At 36.5% G+C, this 17,853-nt stretch carries 9 protein-coding genes; all 9 read left to right on the top strand.

Annotation, left to right across the window (positions count from 1 at the left end; genetic code table 11):
* The first annotated feature begins 151 nt into the window (after positions 1–151).
* The 9 genes from PK35_RS03160 (at position 152) to PK35_RS03120 (ending at position 17,833) form a co-directional block, all read left to right on the top strand.
* Positions 152–1,975 carry a RagB/SusD family nutrient uptake outer membrane protein gene (locus PK35_RS03160; protein WP_238320870.1) on the top strand — a complete coding sequence of 608 codons (1,824 nt, stop codon included), beginning with the start codon at positions 152–154 and terminating at the stop codon, positions 1,973–1,975.
* A gap of 294 nt (positions 1,976–2,269) precedes the next feature.
* Positions 2,270–5,425, top strand: a complete 3,156-nt coding sequence (locus PK35_RS03155; protein ID WP_044625142.1) for a SusC/RagA family TonB-linked outer membrane protein — start codon at positions 2,270–2,272, stop codon at positions 5,423–5,425.
* A gap of 45 nt (positions 5,426–5,470) precedes the next feature.
* Entirely contained in the window at positions 5,471–7,567 is a 2,097-nt protein-coding gene (locus PK35_RS03150) for a RagB/SusD family nutrient uptake outer membrane protein (protein ID WP_044625141.1), read from the top strand.
* 139 nt (positions 7,568–7,706) lie between these two features.
* Complete coding sequence (locus PK35_RS03145) at positions 7,707–9,086, top strand: glycoside hydrolase family 88/105 protein (protein WP_052825841.1); 1,380 nt, start codon at positions 7,707–7,709, stop codon at positions 9,084–9,086.
* 5 nt (positions 9,087–9,091) lie between these two features.
* Positions 9,092–10,456: a sulfatase family protein gene (locus tag PK35_RS03140; protein WP_044625140.1), complete on the top strand. Its 1,365-nt coding sequence runs from the start codon at positions 9,092–9,094 to the stop codon at positions 10,454–10,456.
* Positions 10,457–10,510: 54 nt separating this feature from the next.
* Positions 10,511–11,470: a family 43 glycosylhydrolase gene (locus PK35_RS03135; protein WP_238320869.1), complete on the top strand. Its 960-nt coding sequence runs from the start codon at positions 10,511–10,513 to the stop codon at positions 11,468–11,470.
* Positions 11,470–11,793, top strand: coding sequence for an L-rhamnose mutarotase (gene rhaM / locus PK35_RS03130; RefSeq protein WP_044625139.1), 324 nt, complete (start codon positions 11,470–11,472; stop codon positions 11,791–11,793). The genes PK35_RS03135 and rhaM overlap by 1 nt, the downstream gene beginning before the upstream one ends.
* Before the next feature lie 15 nt (positions 11,794–11,808).
* Entirely contained in the window at positions 11,809–14,232 is a 2,424-nt protein-coding gene (locus tag PK35_RS03125; protein ID WP_044625138.1) for a DUF4982 domain-containing protein, read from the top strand.
* A 469-nt stretch (positions 14,233–14,701) separates the two neighbouring features.
* Entirely contained in the window at positions 14,702–17,833 is a 3,132-nt protein-coding gene (locus PK35_RS03120) for a SusC/RagA family TonB-linked outer membrane protein (protein WP_044625137.1), read from the top strand.
* The last annotated feature ends 20 nt before the right edge of the window (positions 17,834–17,853 follow it).

Below are 17,853 nucleotides of genomic sequence, written 5' to 3'. Positions count from 1 at the left end.
TCATATATAATAAGATATTATTAAAATAAGAGCTATCATTTTTTGCATTAAGCAGGTAAGTGCAGGACGGTTTGACAAAAGATTAACAATACTTTCACTAACATAAAACTAAACTAAAATACTCCAATTTCAAAAAATAGCGAATTACACATTGCAAGAATTAGCTATTGGAGCCTATTATCGTGTATTAACTCATTCTTTTAGAACGGAATATCAATTTGGTACTACACAATATGGTACCGATGAGTTTCATGTTGGAGGTGATGATACTAATAGCCAATGGAATAACTACGATTCAAGATTTGGTTCAATAATAACAACAATAAGAACCACTGCTGAAGAGCCATGGGACGATAAATATATTGGTATAGGTTTAGCCAATCAGTTAATTCAATCGGCTACTAATATTGAATCTTCAAATCCAGAAATTAAAAATATAGCTTTAGGTGAGGGGTATTTCTTTAGAGCTTACAATTACTTAAAATTAGTACGTCAATATGGAGGCGTTCCTTTAAAGTTAGAACCTAGTAATACGGTAGAGTTAGAGTTTACAAGAGCTTCAGCAGAGGAAGTTTTAGCTCAAGTAATAGACGATTTTACCCAAGCATATAATCTATTAAATAACTCAGGTCAACAGCCTCATCGTATAAGTAAAGATGCCGCAGCACATTATTTAGCCAAAGCTTATTTAACTCGTGCTAGTGAAATTAATGATGATTGGAATTCTTCAACAAAATCTGCAGACTTAGCTCAAGTAGTTGCATTATCTGATGAGGTTATTGGTAATCATCCATTAGCAAGTAATTATCAAGAATTATGGAGATATACACAACCAGATGGAGCAAACGAATTTTTACCAGAATTAATTTTGTCAGCCTCATTTGGTAGAGATGCTGCTCTCGAAACCTATAATCATCAGCATACACACTTTACAGCGCGTTATGACGATTTACCAATGATGAAACGTGATCTTACCGGAATGCGTCCTTATAGTCGTATGGCTGCAACCTACTTTACCTATGACGTTTTCGATCATGTTAACGATTCGCGTTTCTGGAAAGTATTCAGAACAAAACACCGCGTAAATAGTGGTGGTGAGTTTGGTGGTGTTTCGTATACGCCAGGGGTAGATTTAGGAATTATGTATGTTATTAATTCTGCTGACGATACTAGGTTTGCAAGTACTATAAATAATAACGACCCTAGTATTTTATACAGTGCAACAGGAAAGACTATTCCACATGTATTTGTTGCTTATGCAGCCGATGGGGTTGGTTTAATGGCTAACCCAAGATGGCCATCATTATCAAAGCATTTTGAATCAGATAGAACGGCAATCAACGATAACAGAGGGATGCGTGATGAGTTTTTAGCGCGTTCTGCCGAAACATATTTAATGGCAGCTGAGGCAAAAATAAAACAAGCAGCTATGGGGACAGGTTCATATGCTGATGCTTTACCTTACATAAATGCCGTGCGTGAGCGTGCAACCTATAAAAGTGGAGAGGATAGAGCTTATTATGAGGATGGCGCAGAATCGTACCCAACATCTACGTTTTCGCAACCATTTGAGTCTAATTCTTATATGAATGAAAACTCATATTACGAGTCTAATAATATTCCTGTTACTACAGCTGCGACAGATTTAACTATAGTTAGTACAGCAGTTCTTCCAGATGAAGATGAGGCTATTATTAGTACGTTAGGATATTCTTCAGAATATGATAGAATGTTATGCTTAATTTTAAATGAGCGTACAAGAGAGTTGTGTGGTGAGTGGCATCGTTGGGAAGATTTAAGTCGAACCCAAACTCTTGTAGAGCGCGCAAGAGCTTATAACCCAGAGGCTGCGCCAAATATTCAAGATTTCCACAATTTGAGACCTATTCCACAAACTTTTCTTGATGGTATTTATGCCAATGGAAGCCCGCTAGATGCTTCGCAAAAACAGGCGTTACAAAATCCAGGTTATTAATCTGGAATATTTTGAGTTAGTTTTTTAAAGTGCTAAGATGTTAATCTTAGCACTTTTTATTTTGATTAGGTTAAGTTAAAAATTAAGACTAATCAGTTTTAAATGTGAAAACAAAGTTAAAACCATGTTAAAAAATATAGCTTTTGGCTTGAGTGCATGTTAAAGTTAGACTTAAACAGGAGAGTGCAGGATAGCAATACTTTATTTTAATCTGTTCTTTGAACTAAAGTAGGCTAAAATCACTTCATTTTTAGCGCTACTTTAAAGTAAATAATAAACTAAACTATTTTCTACATGAAAAACAAAATCACAGCATTTTTATGCTTTTTGGTGTTTACTTTAATGTACACTACTGGGCATGCTCAAGAAAAAACAGTAACAGGAACTATTACAGACGATACAAGTTTTCCGCTTCCTGGAGTAAATGTTATTGTAAAAGGTACAACTAAAGGAGTTAGTACTAATTTTGATGGACTTTACAGTATATCTGTAGCTCCAGGAGAAACTTTAGTTTTCTCTTATTTAGGCTTTAAAACATCAGAAATTGTAGTTGGTGAAGCTAGTGTTTATAACGTTTCTATGGAAACAGACAATGCACAATTAGATGAAATTGTAGTAGTTGGTTATGGTACGCAAAAAAAATCGGACGTTACAGGTGCAATGGTAAATGTAGGCTCAGAAGAACTCATGACCCAACCTGTAAACAATGCATTCGAAGCTTTGCAGGGTAAGGCAGCTGGTGTAGATATTACATCAAGCCAAAGACCAGGAACAGTGGGTTCAATACGAATTAGAGGAACACGTTCTTTAACGGCTAGTAATGACCCATTGTATGTGGTTGATGGTGTTCCTTTGTTATCGGCCTCAGCAATAGAAACTTTAAACCCAAGAGATATTGAGTCTATTGATGTTTTAAAAGATGCTTCATCCACTGCTATTTATGGTTCTCGTGGTGCTAATGGGGTTATTATTGTAACAACAAAGCAAGGTAAATCTGGGCGTTTTACTTTAAACTATTCAGGTAGTGTCACAACGTCAAATATAGTTGATCGATCTCCGTCTATGAGTGCAGCCGATTTTATACAACTACGTCGTTGGGCTGCTTACAATCTAGATTCTGATACTTATGCGCATCCAGATAGCCCAACATTAGCAAACGATATGGTAATTTTCGATAGTGCTCTTGATGGTCAAACATCTAGAGATAATGTGTTAAAAGGATGGGAAAATGGTACTTGGGATCCATCAAAAGTAACTAATACCGATTGGACAGACTATGTAACCCAAACGGCATTAACAAATGAGCATACTATTAGTGCGAGTGGAGGTACAGAGAAAATGAAAGCTTATGGTTCTATAGGGTATTTAAATAATGAAGGCACTCAAAAAGGACAGTTTTACGAAAGATATACCGCAAAATTTAGTACTAGTATACAGGCTACAGATTGGTTTACATTAGACGCTAACTTAAATACTTCTTGGAGCGAGCAAGATTACGGAATGTCTACTCTAGGAGGTAGAAGTGGTTCGGTACCTAATGCTATTTACGGTGCAGCAAAATCTATTTACAACATGGCTGTTCCTTATGATAGCGAAGGAAACTTAGTTATAAATCCTGGTGGAGAATCTGGGATTTATACTATTATGAATGAGTGGGAGAAAAGTACGCAACAATCTCAAACTATGAGATTTTTAGGAAGTTTTTCTGGAACTTTTGATTTAGGAGCTCTTTGGGATTCGGTTGAAGGATTAACCTATAAAATAACTTTTGGTCCAGATTTTCGTCATTGGAGAGAAGGTGTTTATATAGATGGCACTTCGTCTCATAGAATTAATTCTGATGGAAGCGTAGGAACAAATTATGCTCGTTTAAGTAATAGGCGTGATTTTTCTTGGACTTTAGATAATATGTTAATTTACAATCGAACCTTTAAAGATATACATAATGTTGGTGTTACCTTGCTTCAAACAGCATCATCTTGGAATATTGAGAACTCTTCAATGTCTGCCAACAATATACCTAAACCTTCCTATTTATGGAATGCTTTTAATTCTATAGATGTTACAAATTCAGATAATAATGTTTCAATTGGTTCAGGCTTGTCAGAGCGACAATTAAGTTCTTATATGATTCGTTTAAACTATGGTTTTGATGATAAGTATTTATTAACTGTTTCTGGTCGTTGGGATGGTGCTTCGCAATTAGCTGATGGTCACAAATGGGATTTTTTCCCTAGTGCGGCGTTAGGATGGAGAATAGATAAAGAAAGTTTCATGCAAGATGTAAACTGGATTAACCAATTAAAACTTCGTTTAGGTGTTGGTACTACAGGTAATTCTGCTGTAAGTCCATATGCTACAAAAGGAGATATTGCAGCCATTTATTTGCCGTTTAACGACATGTCAAATCAAATCGGTTATACCACAAATGAGCCTTATTATTCAAGGGATCAGTTATCTATGGCTAATCCAGAGTTAGGGTGGGAAAAAACAACACAGTATAACATTGGTATCGATTTTGGTTTCTTACGAAATCGTATCTCAGGTAGTTTAGATGCTTACCGTTCTTTTACAAACGATTTATTAATGTCTGTAGATATTCCTACCTTAACTGGTTTCCCGTCAACTTATGCAAATATTGGTAAAACAAATAACCAAGGTTTAGAGCTAACGTTAAATGCAACACCAATAGAATTAGAGTCTGGTTTCGCATGGGATACTAATGTTAATGTTGCATGGCAAAAAGATGAAATTGAAGAGTTAGCATACGGAAAGAATGATATGGTAGACAACTCTTGGTTTATAGGAGAATCTATAAGTGTTTATTATGGTTACGATAATGAAGGTATATGGCAAGATACACCTGAAGATCAAGCTGAAATGGCGCTTTGGAATGCTAATGGATATGACTTTTCTCCGGGAAATGTAAGACCAAAAGATCAAAATGGAGACTACGATATGACCACTGAAGACCGCGTTATTTTAGGTAATAGAAATCCAAGATGGACTATGGGATGGAATAATACCTTTTCGTTTAAGGGGATAGAATTAGGTATTCAAACCTATTCGCGTTTTGGTTATACGGCAAACTTAGGAGGTCAAGCTTTAACTTCTCATAGTAATCAAATGGAAACAGATTACTGGACACCCGATAATACTGATGCAGAATTTCAAAAACCAATACTTGGTCAAGCAACTTCTGGATCGCAAGATGATTTTTCTAGTCTGTTAGGATACAAAAATGCTGGTTTTATAAAAATTAGAAATATTTCTTTAGGGTATAATTTTCCAAAAGAGTTTTGTACTAAAAATGGGATAAGCAATTTTAAAATTTATGCACAAGCAATTAATCCTGGAAGCATTTACCAATCTGTAGACTGGTATGATTTTGATGTTAGCTCTACTATATTCAATCGTAGTTTTACGTTAGGTATAGATATAGGAATTTAAGATTAAAATTGTTTTTAACATCATTAAACTAAAATATTTATAAAAATGAATAAGATTAAAAAATTAAACATATCATTTGTGATAATAGCAATATTGTCACTTACTTCTTGTTCAAAAGACTTTCTTGATGAGGAGCTAACAACTCAATATTCAACAGAGTATTTTGAAACTGCAGAAGGTTTAGAAGCATTAACAGTGTCGCTTTACGGAAACATACGTTGGCATTTTGGTTACGAATGGGCTTACGGTTTAACACTATACGGAACCGATGAGTTTACAAATGCAAACGATTTAACCAACGAAATGTGGAATACTTACGACAGTCGTTTAGGACCCTTAGGAGCAACGCCTTCAACTGGTGCAGCTAACTGGAACGCAACATCCCCAGCTGCATTATGGGATGAAATGTATTATGGCATTTCTTCTGCTAATACTATCATTGCAAATGCAGATATAATAGATAACGAAGAAATAAAAAATCGATGTTTGGCTCATGCCTATTTTTTACGTGGTTATAACTATTACCGTTTAACAGCTCAATATGGTGGTGTAGTTTTACAAACAGAACCCGCGGTTGGTGTAGTTCGTAATTTCGAACGTTCAACAGAGGAGGAATCTTGGGAGCAAGTAATTTCAGATTTTCGTAATGCCTACAACCTTTTTGCAGGGGAGGTTTTTACCTATGGAAAAGGAATTACATGGACCAAAGCTACTGCAGCACATTTCTTAGCAAAAGCTTTATTATTTAGATCTTCTGAAAGAAATAGCGACTGGAATAGTGCTTATATTCAAAGTGATTTACAAGAGGCCATAGATGCTTGTTCTTATGCCATTGGTGCTAGAGGAACATTAACCAATAACTATAGTGATTTATATGCCAATTGGACAGGAGTTGATTGTGAAATTGAGCAACTTGATGAAATTTTAATGGCGGCAGGACATAATGCCGATGGTGCTACAACAGGTCGTTTTGGTAACCGTACTTATAATTATTTTACACCACAATTTTCTAACTTCTCTGGCGGTTGGGTACGTCGTGGTGTTTGGATTGGTGGAATGGATTTTCAACGTTGTCGCCCAACAGAATACGCTTATGCGGTTTACGATCATGTTAACGATGCACGTATGTGGAAAACCTTTAAAACCGTTTATGGCATAAATAACATTGCCGATAATAACTTAGGTTTAGAATCTGGCGATCCTGGTATTGTAATGATATTAAACTCTCAAAATGATAACACTTACGATGGATACAACTTTGGAGCTTATGTTCAAAATCCTGATTGGGTTGATGTTAATGGTCGCTTACCAGAATGGGAAGAAGGTTCTCGTCAAACAGAAACAGCAGGAACATTAACAAGTACACCTGGTCAATATGTACCAAATGTATCAGTATTATATCAAAATGGGGAATATGTAGCACCAAACTTTAAAAGTCAGCCTATTTGTAACTTCTTTGCAGGTATAAATAAAACAGATGATGGCTCTCGTTTTGCTGAAAAAGGTGATGCACACCGTGATGTTACTATGGCGCGTCTTGGAGAAACATATTTATTACGCGCCGAGTGTTACGTGCGTTTAGAGCAATATGGAAATGCACTTAACGATATTAATGTGGTGCGTGAGCGTGCGCAGTGGAAAGCTGGTGAAAACCGTTCATTCTATAGCGATGGTTCACAGGCCTTCGAAAATAATGCATTGAATACAGGAACAGCAGCCGATAATTATGTGTATTCAAATTTAAATATGAATACCTATTATTTATCTAATCCAGATATCGCGGTGACTACAGATGCATCAGATTTAATGCTTACGTCTTTTCCTGGAAACTTACCTGCCGAAGATGAAGCTATTTTAACAGCAGTTGGTGCTGGTAGCGATTACGAAAGAGCGTTACACTTTATTCTTAATGAGCGCACTAGAGAGTTGTTAGGTGAGTGGCAACGTTGGGAAACGTTATCTCGCACAGGAACTTTAATTAGTAGAGCAAGAGCTTTTAATCCTGAAGCATCAACAGGAATTACAGAAAATAAGCATGAGTTAAGACCAATACCACAATCGTTTATAGATGGTTTATTAAACGACGACGGTACAAACTTAACCGATGCTCAAAAAGCTGAGTGGCAAAACCCTGGCTACTAGCAAATATTTTTTAAGTGAAGTATTAAAAGTGCTGAGGTTTCTATCTCAGCACTTTTTCTTTTTTAACAGTATAGCGCAGGATACTCACCACATCATAAATATATATATTTAGAACTTACAACTAAACTATATATTTAAAATGAATGATTTAAAACAGACCAATTGCGCCAAAATCTTAAAGCGTTTAAGTGTTTTTACAGTAATGTTTGGAGCTTCCCTTATCGGATTTTCGCAAGAACCAGCCAACGATGTTACCACACCACTACATTTATTACAGGCTAATTACCCTACACCTTATGGCGCACAATCTATAGAAGATATTGTGCTAACAGTAGATCGGGTTTATGATTTTCTAGAATCGGAAACAGCATCAAAATTAATCGATTCTAAAACGCATACAGAAATTACCAATTATAAAAAGTTAGATGAAAACACCGTGTTTTCACCGGGCGCTTTTCGTTTAACAAGTTACGAGTGGGGCGTTACTTATGCAGGTATGCTGCATTTAACCGAAGCTACAGGCGATGAAAAATATGCCGATTATACCAACAAGCGTTTGCAAATATTTGCAGATATAGCGCCATTTTACAACAAAAAAATGAAAGTGGATAAAAATTATCCGTCGCCAATAAAACAGTCACTAAAACCACATGCTTTAGATGATGCCGGAGCCGTTTGTGCTGCCATGATAAAAGCAAAACGCGCTGGATTAGATGCCGATTTGCGACCACTTATTGATAACTTTATAGACTACATTAGCAATAAGCAATTTCGTTTAGAGGATGGTACTTTGGCTAGAAACAGACCGCAACCTAATACCTTGTGGTTAGACGATTTATTTATGAGTGTTCCTGCATTAGCGCAAATGGGAAAATTAACAGGCGACAACAAATATTTTGACGATGCCGTTAAGCAAATCACCCAATTTTCAGAGCGTATGTTTAATGCTGAAAATAATCTCTACATGCACGGTTGGGTGATGGCCATGGAAGACCACCCTCAGTTTCATTGGGCACGTGCTAATGGTTGGGCAGTTATGACTCTAGTTGAGCTTTTAGATGTGTTACCAGAATCGCATGCAGGTTACAATACGGTGTTAACCCAATTGCAAAAGCACATAAAAGGTTTATTAAAATATCAAGATGGTACGGGTTTTTGGCACCAGTTAATTGATAAAAATGAAACCTATTTAGAAACTTCAGCCACGGCTATTTACACCTACGCTATGGCGAAAGCGATCAATAATGGTTATATCGATAAAATGGCATATTCACCAGCAGTATTATTAGCTTGGAACGCCGTTTCAACTAAAGTGAATGAAAAAGGGCATGTTGAAGGAACGTGCGTAGGAACAGGAATGGGATTCGATCCTGCATTTTATTACTATCGCCCAATCAATATTTATGCGGCACATGGCTACGGACCTGTTTTATTAGCAGGTGCAGAGGTTATAAAACTATTAAAAAGCAATACTTTTGAAATTAACGATAGTTCATTACAATTAAAAGTCAATAATTAATTTTTATGATAAAAAAACTCGGTAGCTTCTTTTTAATTTCCCTTTCCATTTTAAGCTGTAAGCAACAAAATGATGTCATTGTTAAATCCGATAATCCAAATATTCTGGTAATAATTGCAGATGATGCTGGTTGGAACGACGTGGGGTACAACGGATCAGAAATTAGTACACCAAACATCGATTCCTTGGCAAAAAATGGCGTACAACTCAATCGATTTTACGCAAATCCAACCTGTTCACCATCACGCGTGTCGTTGTTAACGGGTATGCCTGCTAGCCGAATAGGTGTAGTTGCGCCAATCAGTGGAAAAAGTAATAAGACGTTGCCAGATTCCATTACCACGTTACCTCAGGTTTTAAAAAAACATAATTATGAAAATGCTTTATTCGGTAAGTGGCATTTAGGTTTAGATATTAGTAATGGCCCGAATGCTTTTGGTTTCGATTATTCTTACGGTTTTTTACATGGTCAAATCGATCAATACACACATCGATACAAAAACGGCGATGCCAGTTGGTACAGAAACGATAAGATGATTGAGGAAGAAGGTCATACAACCGATTTACTTACCAAAGAAACTATCGAGTGGTTAACCAAAAAACGCGATACTTCAAAATCGTTTTATGTGCAGTTGGCCTATAGTGCGCCTCATTTTCCTTTGCAAGAAGAAGAACAATGGAAAGCGCCATATTATGTAACCATAAAAGATAGTTCACGCGTAGATTTTGCCGCAGCCATGACACACATGGATAATAGCATTGGTAAAGTTTTAAAAACCTTGGAAGAAAACAAATTGGACGAAAATACCATTGTTATTTTTCTAAGTGATAACGGCGCCATGGAACATTGGTTTCCAACAACGCAGTATAATGGTGTACATGGTCCAAATCCTGTGTTGGGGAGCAATACACCGCTGCGCGATTGGAAAGCTTCAAACTACGAAGGCGCTATTCGCGTGCCGGCTATTGTGTATTGGAAAAATCATTTAAAGGCATTTACAAATGCGAATTATATGTCGGTTTCCGATGTGATGCCGACTATTCTATCCTTAATCAAAGCAGAAATTCCGCAGTATGTGGAAGGTATTAACGTTTGGAAAAGTATCACAGATTCAAACGAAATTACCAATCACGAAATTTACATACGCGGTCATGTTCAAGAATGTTTAATTGGATGGCCATGGAAAATTATTAGAAATCGTCATGCCGATAATTCACCATCAACCTATCAACTATATAATATAGATGAAGATCCGGAAGAAAAGCATAATCTAGCAGAAGAGAATACTGTTGTTTTAGACTTGTTAAAACAACGTTTAGAATATCATTTTTCAAAAGATGATAAAACCGTAAATGTACCTTTGAAATAGAAAATCATGTTCAAAATCAACTTTAAAAACACTTTTTTAATGGTGTGCATCAATTTGATAGCAATATCCTGCGCACCTAAACTACAAATTGCCGATAAACCTTTGTTTCGCGATCCTGTTTTTGATGGTGCCGCAGATCCTTCCATTCAATGGAATAACAAAGAAAAAGAATGGTTTATGTTTTACACCAACAGGCGCGCCAGCGATACTACAGCAAACGGTGTAAGTTGGGTGCATGGTACTAAAATTGGCATTGCAACTTCCCAAAACGGTGCAAAATGGAACTATAAAGGTACTTGCAATATTGAATACAATCTTGAAGATGTTACTTATTGGGCGCCCGATGTTTTAGAGCATAATGGCACGTATCACATGTATTTAACCATTGTTCCAGGAATTTTTAACGATTGGTATCACCCAAGATATATCATTCATTTAACTAGTGATAATCTTGTGGATTGGAAGTTTCAATCGCAATTAAAATTGGCTTCAGAGCGTTGTATTGATGCTGATGTGTTTCAGCTTCCAAACGGCACTTGGCGTATGTATTACAATAATGAAAACGATGGAAAGTCTATTTATTATGCTGATAGCAAAGATTTATACACTTGGGAAGACAGTGGTAAAAAAGTAGTGAAAGATCGTGGAGAAGGCCCAAATGTATTCCGTTGGAAGGATAAAAACTGGATGGTTAACGATGCTTGGCGTGGTTTGGGTGTGTATAGCTCAACCGATTTTGAAAACTGGCAACGTCAACCTGAAAATATTTTAGAAACTCCAGGAACGGGTGAGGACGATCGCGTAAAAGGCGGACATCCTGATATTGTGATTAACACCGATAAAGCCTACGTGTTTTACTTTACACATCCCGGAAGAACACCAGAAAATGAAGGTAAAGATACTTACGAAACCCGCCGAACAACTATACAAGTTGCAGAATTAGAATATGAAAACGGAAGTTTAATTTGCAACAGAAATAAGCCAACTTATATTAATTTAAAATCTCCAAAATAATGAGCAATACCATACGCAATGCCTTTAAAATGAAACTTAAACCTGGTTTTGAAGCGGAATATAAAAAGCGACATGACGAAATTTGGCCAGAACTGTCTGAGTTACTTTCAGAAACGGGCATTCAAGATTACAGTATTTTTCTTGACGAAGAAACATTAATCCTTTTTGCTGTTCAAAAAATTAGTGCCGATTTTGATGTTAACTACCTACCAAATCACCCAATTGTAAAGAAATGGTGGGCGTATATGGCAGATATCATGGATACAAATCCTGATAATTCTCCAGTTGAAAAGCCTCTAAAAGAAGTTTTTCATTTAGATTAGCAAAAAAATAACTAAATGAGAACTACAACATCTATTTTTTTTGTTTGTTTTCTGTTTTCGTTAACTATTGCTGCTCAAACAAGGCAGATAATAGACTTAAAAGAAAATTGGAAATTTGCAAAAGGCAGCTACAATGATGCTTACCAAAAAAACTTCAATGACACAAAATGGGAAACTGTATCCGTCCCTCACGATTGGGCTATTTACGGGCCATTCGATAAGGAAATTGATAAACAAACCGTTGCCATTTTGCAAAATGGCGAGAAAACACCAACGGAAAAAACAGGTCGTACAGGGGCATTGCCTTATATTGGCGAAGGTTGGTATAGACATACTTTTAAACTGACTGATGTTGCGCAAAACGAAAAAGTATTATTAACTTTTGATGGTGCTATGAGCGAACCACAAGTCTATTTAAATGGTAAAAAAGTAGGCTCGTGGAACTACGGTTATAATTATTTTTACTTCGATATTACCGAATATTTAGAGGATACCAATGTGCTGGCAGTACATTTAACGAACCGCGATAAATCGTCGCGTTGGTATCCAGGGGCAGGTTTATATCGCAAGGTGCAATTAATTGTAAAAAACAAGGAAAGCATCAATCATTGGGGAACTTACATTACCACGCCTTTAGTGAGTAAGAACATTGCCAAAGTAAATGTGAAAACCGAAGTTACAGGAAGCAATTTAGAACTTAAAACAACTATTTTGAACGCTGAGGGAAACGAGGTTGCTTCGAATACAACAACTACAAATTTTAACAATCAGTTTGAGCAGATTTTAGCAGTAAATAATCCTAATTTGTGGAGTCCTGAAATGCCTTATTTGTACAAGGCAAAGTCTGAAGTTTATAAAAACGGAACGCTTTTAGATGCTGTAACCACCATATTTGGAATTCGAGATATTAAATACGAAGCTGGTAAAGGCTTTAGTTTAAATGGTGAAATCCGCAAGTTTAAAGGGGTTTGTTTGCATCACGATTTAGGGCCTATTGGTTCGGCGTTGAACAAATCTGCGTTACGCCGTCAGCTTCAAATATTAAAAGATATGGGCGCCGATGCTGTAAGAAGTGCGCACAACATGCCATCACTAGAGCAATTGGAGTTGTGCGACGAAATGGGTATCATGTTTTTAGCGGAGAGTTTTGACGAATGGGCGAAACCAAAAGTTGATAATGGCTATCATTTGTTTTTTGAAGAAGATGTAGAAAAAGATTTAATCAATTTAATTCACGCTACCAGAAATCACCCTTCCATAGTGATGTGGAGTTCGGGTAACGAAGTGCCAGATCAATGGGGTGCAGAAGGTGTAAAGCGTGCCAAACGCTTGCAAGATATTTTTCATCGTGAAGACCCAACACGTCCTGTAACGGTTGGTATGGATCAAGTGGGAAATACCATGAAATCGGGTTTTGGTGCTTTGTTAGATATTCCGGGACTTAATTATCGTGTGCATTTATATGAAGAAGCTCAGGAGAAATTTCCGCAAGGATTTATATTAGGATCTGAGACGGCTTCAACTGTAAGTTCTCGCGGTATTTATAAATTTCCTGTGGAAAAGGCTTCGATGAAGCAATACGACGATTACCAATGTTCGTCTTACGATTTAGAGTATTGTAGCTGGTCTAATTTACCAGATGATGATTTTGTGTTGCAAGACGATAAACCTTGGGTTATTGGCGAGTTTGTTTGGACAGGTTTCGATTATTTAGGAGAGCCAACACCTTACGACGATAAATGGCCATCAAGAAGTTCGTATTTCGGAATTAATGATTTGGCAGGTTTACCAAAGGATAGATTTTATCTGTATCGCAGCCGCTGGAATACCGAAGATGAAACCTTACACATTTTACCACACTGGAATTGGGAAGGTCGCGAAGGCGAAACCACGCCGGTGTTTGTTTACACCAGTTACGATAGTGCCGAATTATTTGTAAATGGTAAAAGTATGGGCATCCAGAAAAAGAATGACAGTACGAAACAAAATCGTTACCGATTAATGTGGATGGACGTAAAATACGAACCCGGAACCGTTAAAGTAGTTGCTTTTGATAAAGAAGGTAACACCGCTGCTGAAAAGGAAATAAAAACAGCCGGAAAACCTTATAAAATTGTTTTAACTCTAGAGAATAAAACAGTAAAAGCTAATGGTGACGATTTAGCTTTTGTGCGTGTTTCGGTAGTTGATAAAAACGGTATACCATGCCCAACGGCAACCAATCAGCTTAAATTTAAGGTAAAAGGGAATGGTTCGTTTAGAGCCGCCTGTAACGGAGATGCTACGTCGCTTGAGGTGTTTCATAACCCAACTATGAAATTGTTTAGCGGACAATTGGTGGTTCTCGTGCAATCATCTAAAACTGCAGGCGATATTGAATTAAGCGTGAAAGGAAGTGGTTTAAAATCTGGAAAAGTGACGATACAATCGGTGGAATAAATTTATTTATTTAAATAATAATTTATTAATGTCTTAAATCAGATAAGACATTATCTTTTAATAAAGTTGTATAGCTCTAAAAAAAGTTCTAAAACTTTTTCTTTAGTGTTGTATGACTTTTTTTGTTTTAGTTTTATGAAAGAATGAAAAGTAGACATTTTAAAAGTATATATATTTTGATCAATACATTTATAATGTCCTTGTTTATTGGGGTTTTGTACATTTTTCTTGTTTTTTAAGTACAATATTCTCTATGAAAAAAGACATAATCAAGTTTATTTGCTCAACACCAAACACTTAATTATTAACTAATAAAAAATACGTATGAAGCAAAAAACAAATGATTTGGTAACTTTTGAATTCTCTTTTTTTTAAACATGATTATTATGTTAAAGAGAAAAATGCTAACCACATTTTTAATTCAACAGTCATTACTTACCAACTAAAAAAATAACCAAACAAATAAGGCATGAAAATAAAAACAAAACAAGTCCTCTTTATATTGGCATTCTTGTTAAGCTTACCCATTTTGGGGCAAAATAAGATCAATGTTTCTGGAGTGGTTACAGATAAAGGCGGAATGCCCTTGCCTGGAGTGACCATTGTAGTTAAAGGCAGCGCCATAGGAACAACAACCGATTTTGACGGAAAGTATGATTTTTTAATTCCAGACGATGCTAAAGCACTTGTTGTATCGTACGTTGGGATGCTTAAGCAAGAAATTAAAATAGAAGGAAAATCGACTATAAATATTGTGTTATTAGAAGACACAGAAGCTCTTGAAGAAGTTGTTGTTGTAGCGTTTGGAGAACAGAAAAAAACCGATATGATTGGTGCTGTTTCAACCATTAATACTAAAGATTTACAAAAAATTTCAACAAGTAACTTAACTACGGCACTTGCAGGCCAAGTGGCTGGAGTTATAGCTTATCAACGTAGTGGCGAACCTGGTGAAGATAATGCCGACTTTTTTGTGCGAGGTGTAACAACCTTTGGAACACAAGCTAATAGAAGTCCACTTATTTTAATAGACGGTATTGAACTTACAACGACCGATTTAGCACGTTTACAAAAAGACAATATAGCCAGTTTTTCGGTGCTAAAAGATGCTACGGCAACTTCATTATATGGGGCACGTGGTGCTAACGGTGTCATTTTAGTACAAACCAAACAAGGGGTTGAAGGACCTGCAAAAATATCGCTTCGTATTGAAAATTCAACTTCATCACCAACCCGAAATGTAGAGTTTGCAGATCCTGTAACTTTTATGCAAATGCATAATGAAGCCGTTATAACTAGAGATCCGCTAGGGCAAACCTTGTATTCTCCACAAAAAATAGAAAACACAATAAATGGTACCAATCCTTATGTTTTTCCGACTAACGATTGGAATGCTTTACTTTTTAAAAACCATACTAATAATAGACGTATGAACTTGAACGTAAGTGGTGGTGGTAAAGTAGCCAGATATTATGTGTCTGGAGGGTATAATACCGATAATGGTATTTTAAAAACCCATAAACGCAATAACTTTAATAGTAATATTAAATTAAACACCTATTCGTTACGCTCTAATATAAACATTAATATATCGCCTTCAACAGAATTGGTGGTGCGTTTAAATGGGGTGTTTGATGATTATACAGGACCTCTTAATGGTGGATCTGATGTTTATAAAATGGCGGTACGTTCAAACCCTGTTTTATTTCCAGCCTATTTTCCTGTAGACGAAGACCATAAATATGTTAAACATATTTTATTTGGGAATTACGGTGTCGATGCAAATTATTTAAATCCTTACGCAGAAATGGTTAGAGGATATAAAGATTATTCAAGATCAAGAATGTTAGCACAATTTGAGGTTAACCAAGATTTATCCGCCTTAACTCAGGGCTTAAAGTTTAACACTTTTGTGAATACAAATCGCAATTCATATTTTGATGTAAGTCGTTCTTATAATCCGTTTTATTATCAAGTTGCTAATTATAATGCATTAGAAAACAGTTATACGTTACAACAGTTAAATCCAGATACGGGAACAGAGACTTTAGGCGATCCTCAAGGTGGCGGAAAAACAGTAAGTTCAACGTTTTTCTTACAAAGCCAGTTAGTGTATAACCGCAAATTTAATGAAAAGCATCAGGTGGGTGGTTTGTTAGTGTTTAGAATGAACGAAACCATAGATAGCGATTTTACAAGTTTACAAACGTCGCTTCCTTTTAGAAATTTAGGCTTGTCGGGACGTGGTACTTATGGTTACGACGACAGATATTTTGTAGAATTTAATTTTGGATACAATGGTTCTGAACGTTTTCATGAATCGCAACGTTACGGATTTTTTCCTTCGGTGGGTGCCGCTTGGACCATTTCAAACGAAACCTTTTGGGAACCTTTTAAAGAGGCGGTTAATAATTTCCGCTTAAGAGCTTCTTACGGTATTGTTGGTAACGATGGTATTGGTTCGGCTTCCGATCGTTTCTTTTATTTGTCCGAAGTCAATTTAAACGATAGTGGTCGTTCTGCAACGTTTGGTCGCGATAATGGGTATACCAGAAATGGTGTGCGCGTAAGCCGCTATGCAAACCCAGACATTACTTGGGAAATTGCCCGTAAAACCAACATTGCTTTAGAGTTAGGTTTGTTTAACAAGTTTACGTTACAAGCCGATTATTTTAGAGAACGCCGTACAAATATTTTAATGGAACGTGAGGCGATACCGAGTACAATGGGTTTACAAACATCTATAAAAGCCAATTTAGGAGAAGCTTCTGGAAGTGGTATCGATTTAGCTGCCGATTTTCGTCATAATTGGAGCGATGGTACTTGGATTTCGGCTCGTGGTAATTTTACTTATGCCACCAATAAATTTGAAGTTTATGAAGAACCAGAATACGACGAGTACTGGCGTTCGCGCGTAGGGAAATCTATTCAGCAAACCTACGGTTATATAGCAGAACGTTTATTTGTTGATGATGAAGAAGCGCAAAACTCGCCAACACAAAACTTTGGAGGCAACCCTGTTGGTGGAGGGGATATAAAGTATACCGATGTAAATGAAGATGGCGAAATTACCGAAGCCGATATGGTAGCGATTGGTAACCCAACTTTACCAGAAATTGTTTATGGTTTTGGTTTATCTTTCGGGTATAAGAACTTTGATGTATCGGCATTTTTTCAAGGTTTAACTAACGAGTCGTTTTGGATAGATCCAAAGGCTATCGCACCTTTTGTTCGATCAGGTGGTGGCGAAAACCAAGTATTACAAGTTGTGGCAGACAGTTATTGGTCTGAAAGCAATAGAGATGTTTATGCATTTTGGCCACGATTAGATACCGAACTTAATGAAAACAATACGCAAACCAGTACATGGTTTATGCGCGATGGCTCTTTTTTAAGACTTAAACAGGTAGAAGTAGGTTATAATATGCCAGAAAAACTTCGCGAAACTCTTGGTATGACGACGTTTAGGGTTTACTTAAACGCATCCAATTTGTTAACCTTTAGTAAGTTTAAAAAATGGGATGTTGAAATGGGAGGTAATGGTTTAGGTTACCCTGTACAACGTACTGTTAATGTAGGTATGAATATCAGTTTTAATTAACTGAATGATGATGGTTTTAA

It is taken from the genome of Neotamlana nanhaiensis (genome assembly GCF_000943555.1).
Taxonomy (GTDB): domain Bacteria; phylum Bacteroidota; class Bacteroidia; order Flavobacteriales; family Flavobacteriaceae; genus Neotamlana; species Neotamlana nanhaiensis.
Note: the sequence above shows the minus strand (reverse complement) of the source record. Positions and strands in the feature narration are given on the sequence as shown.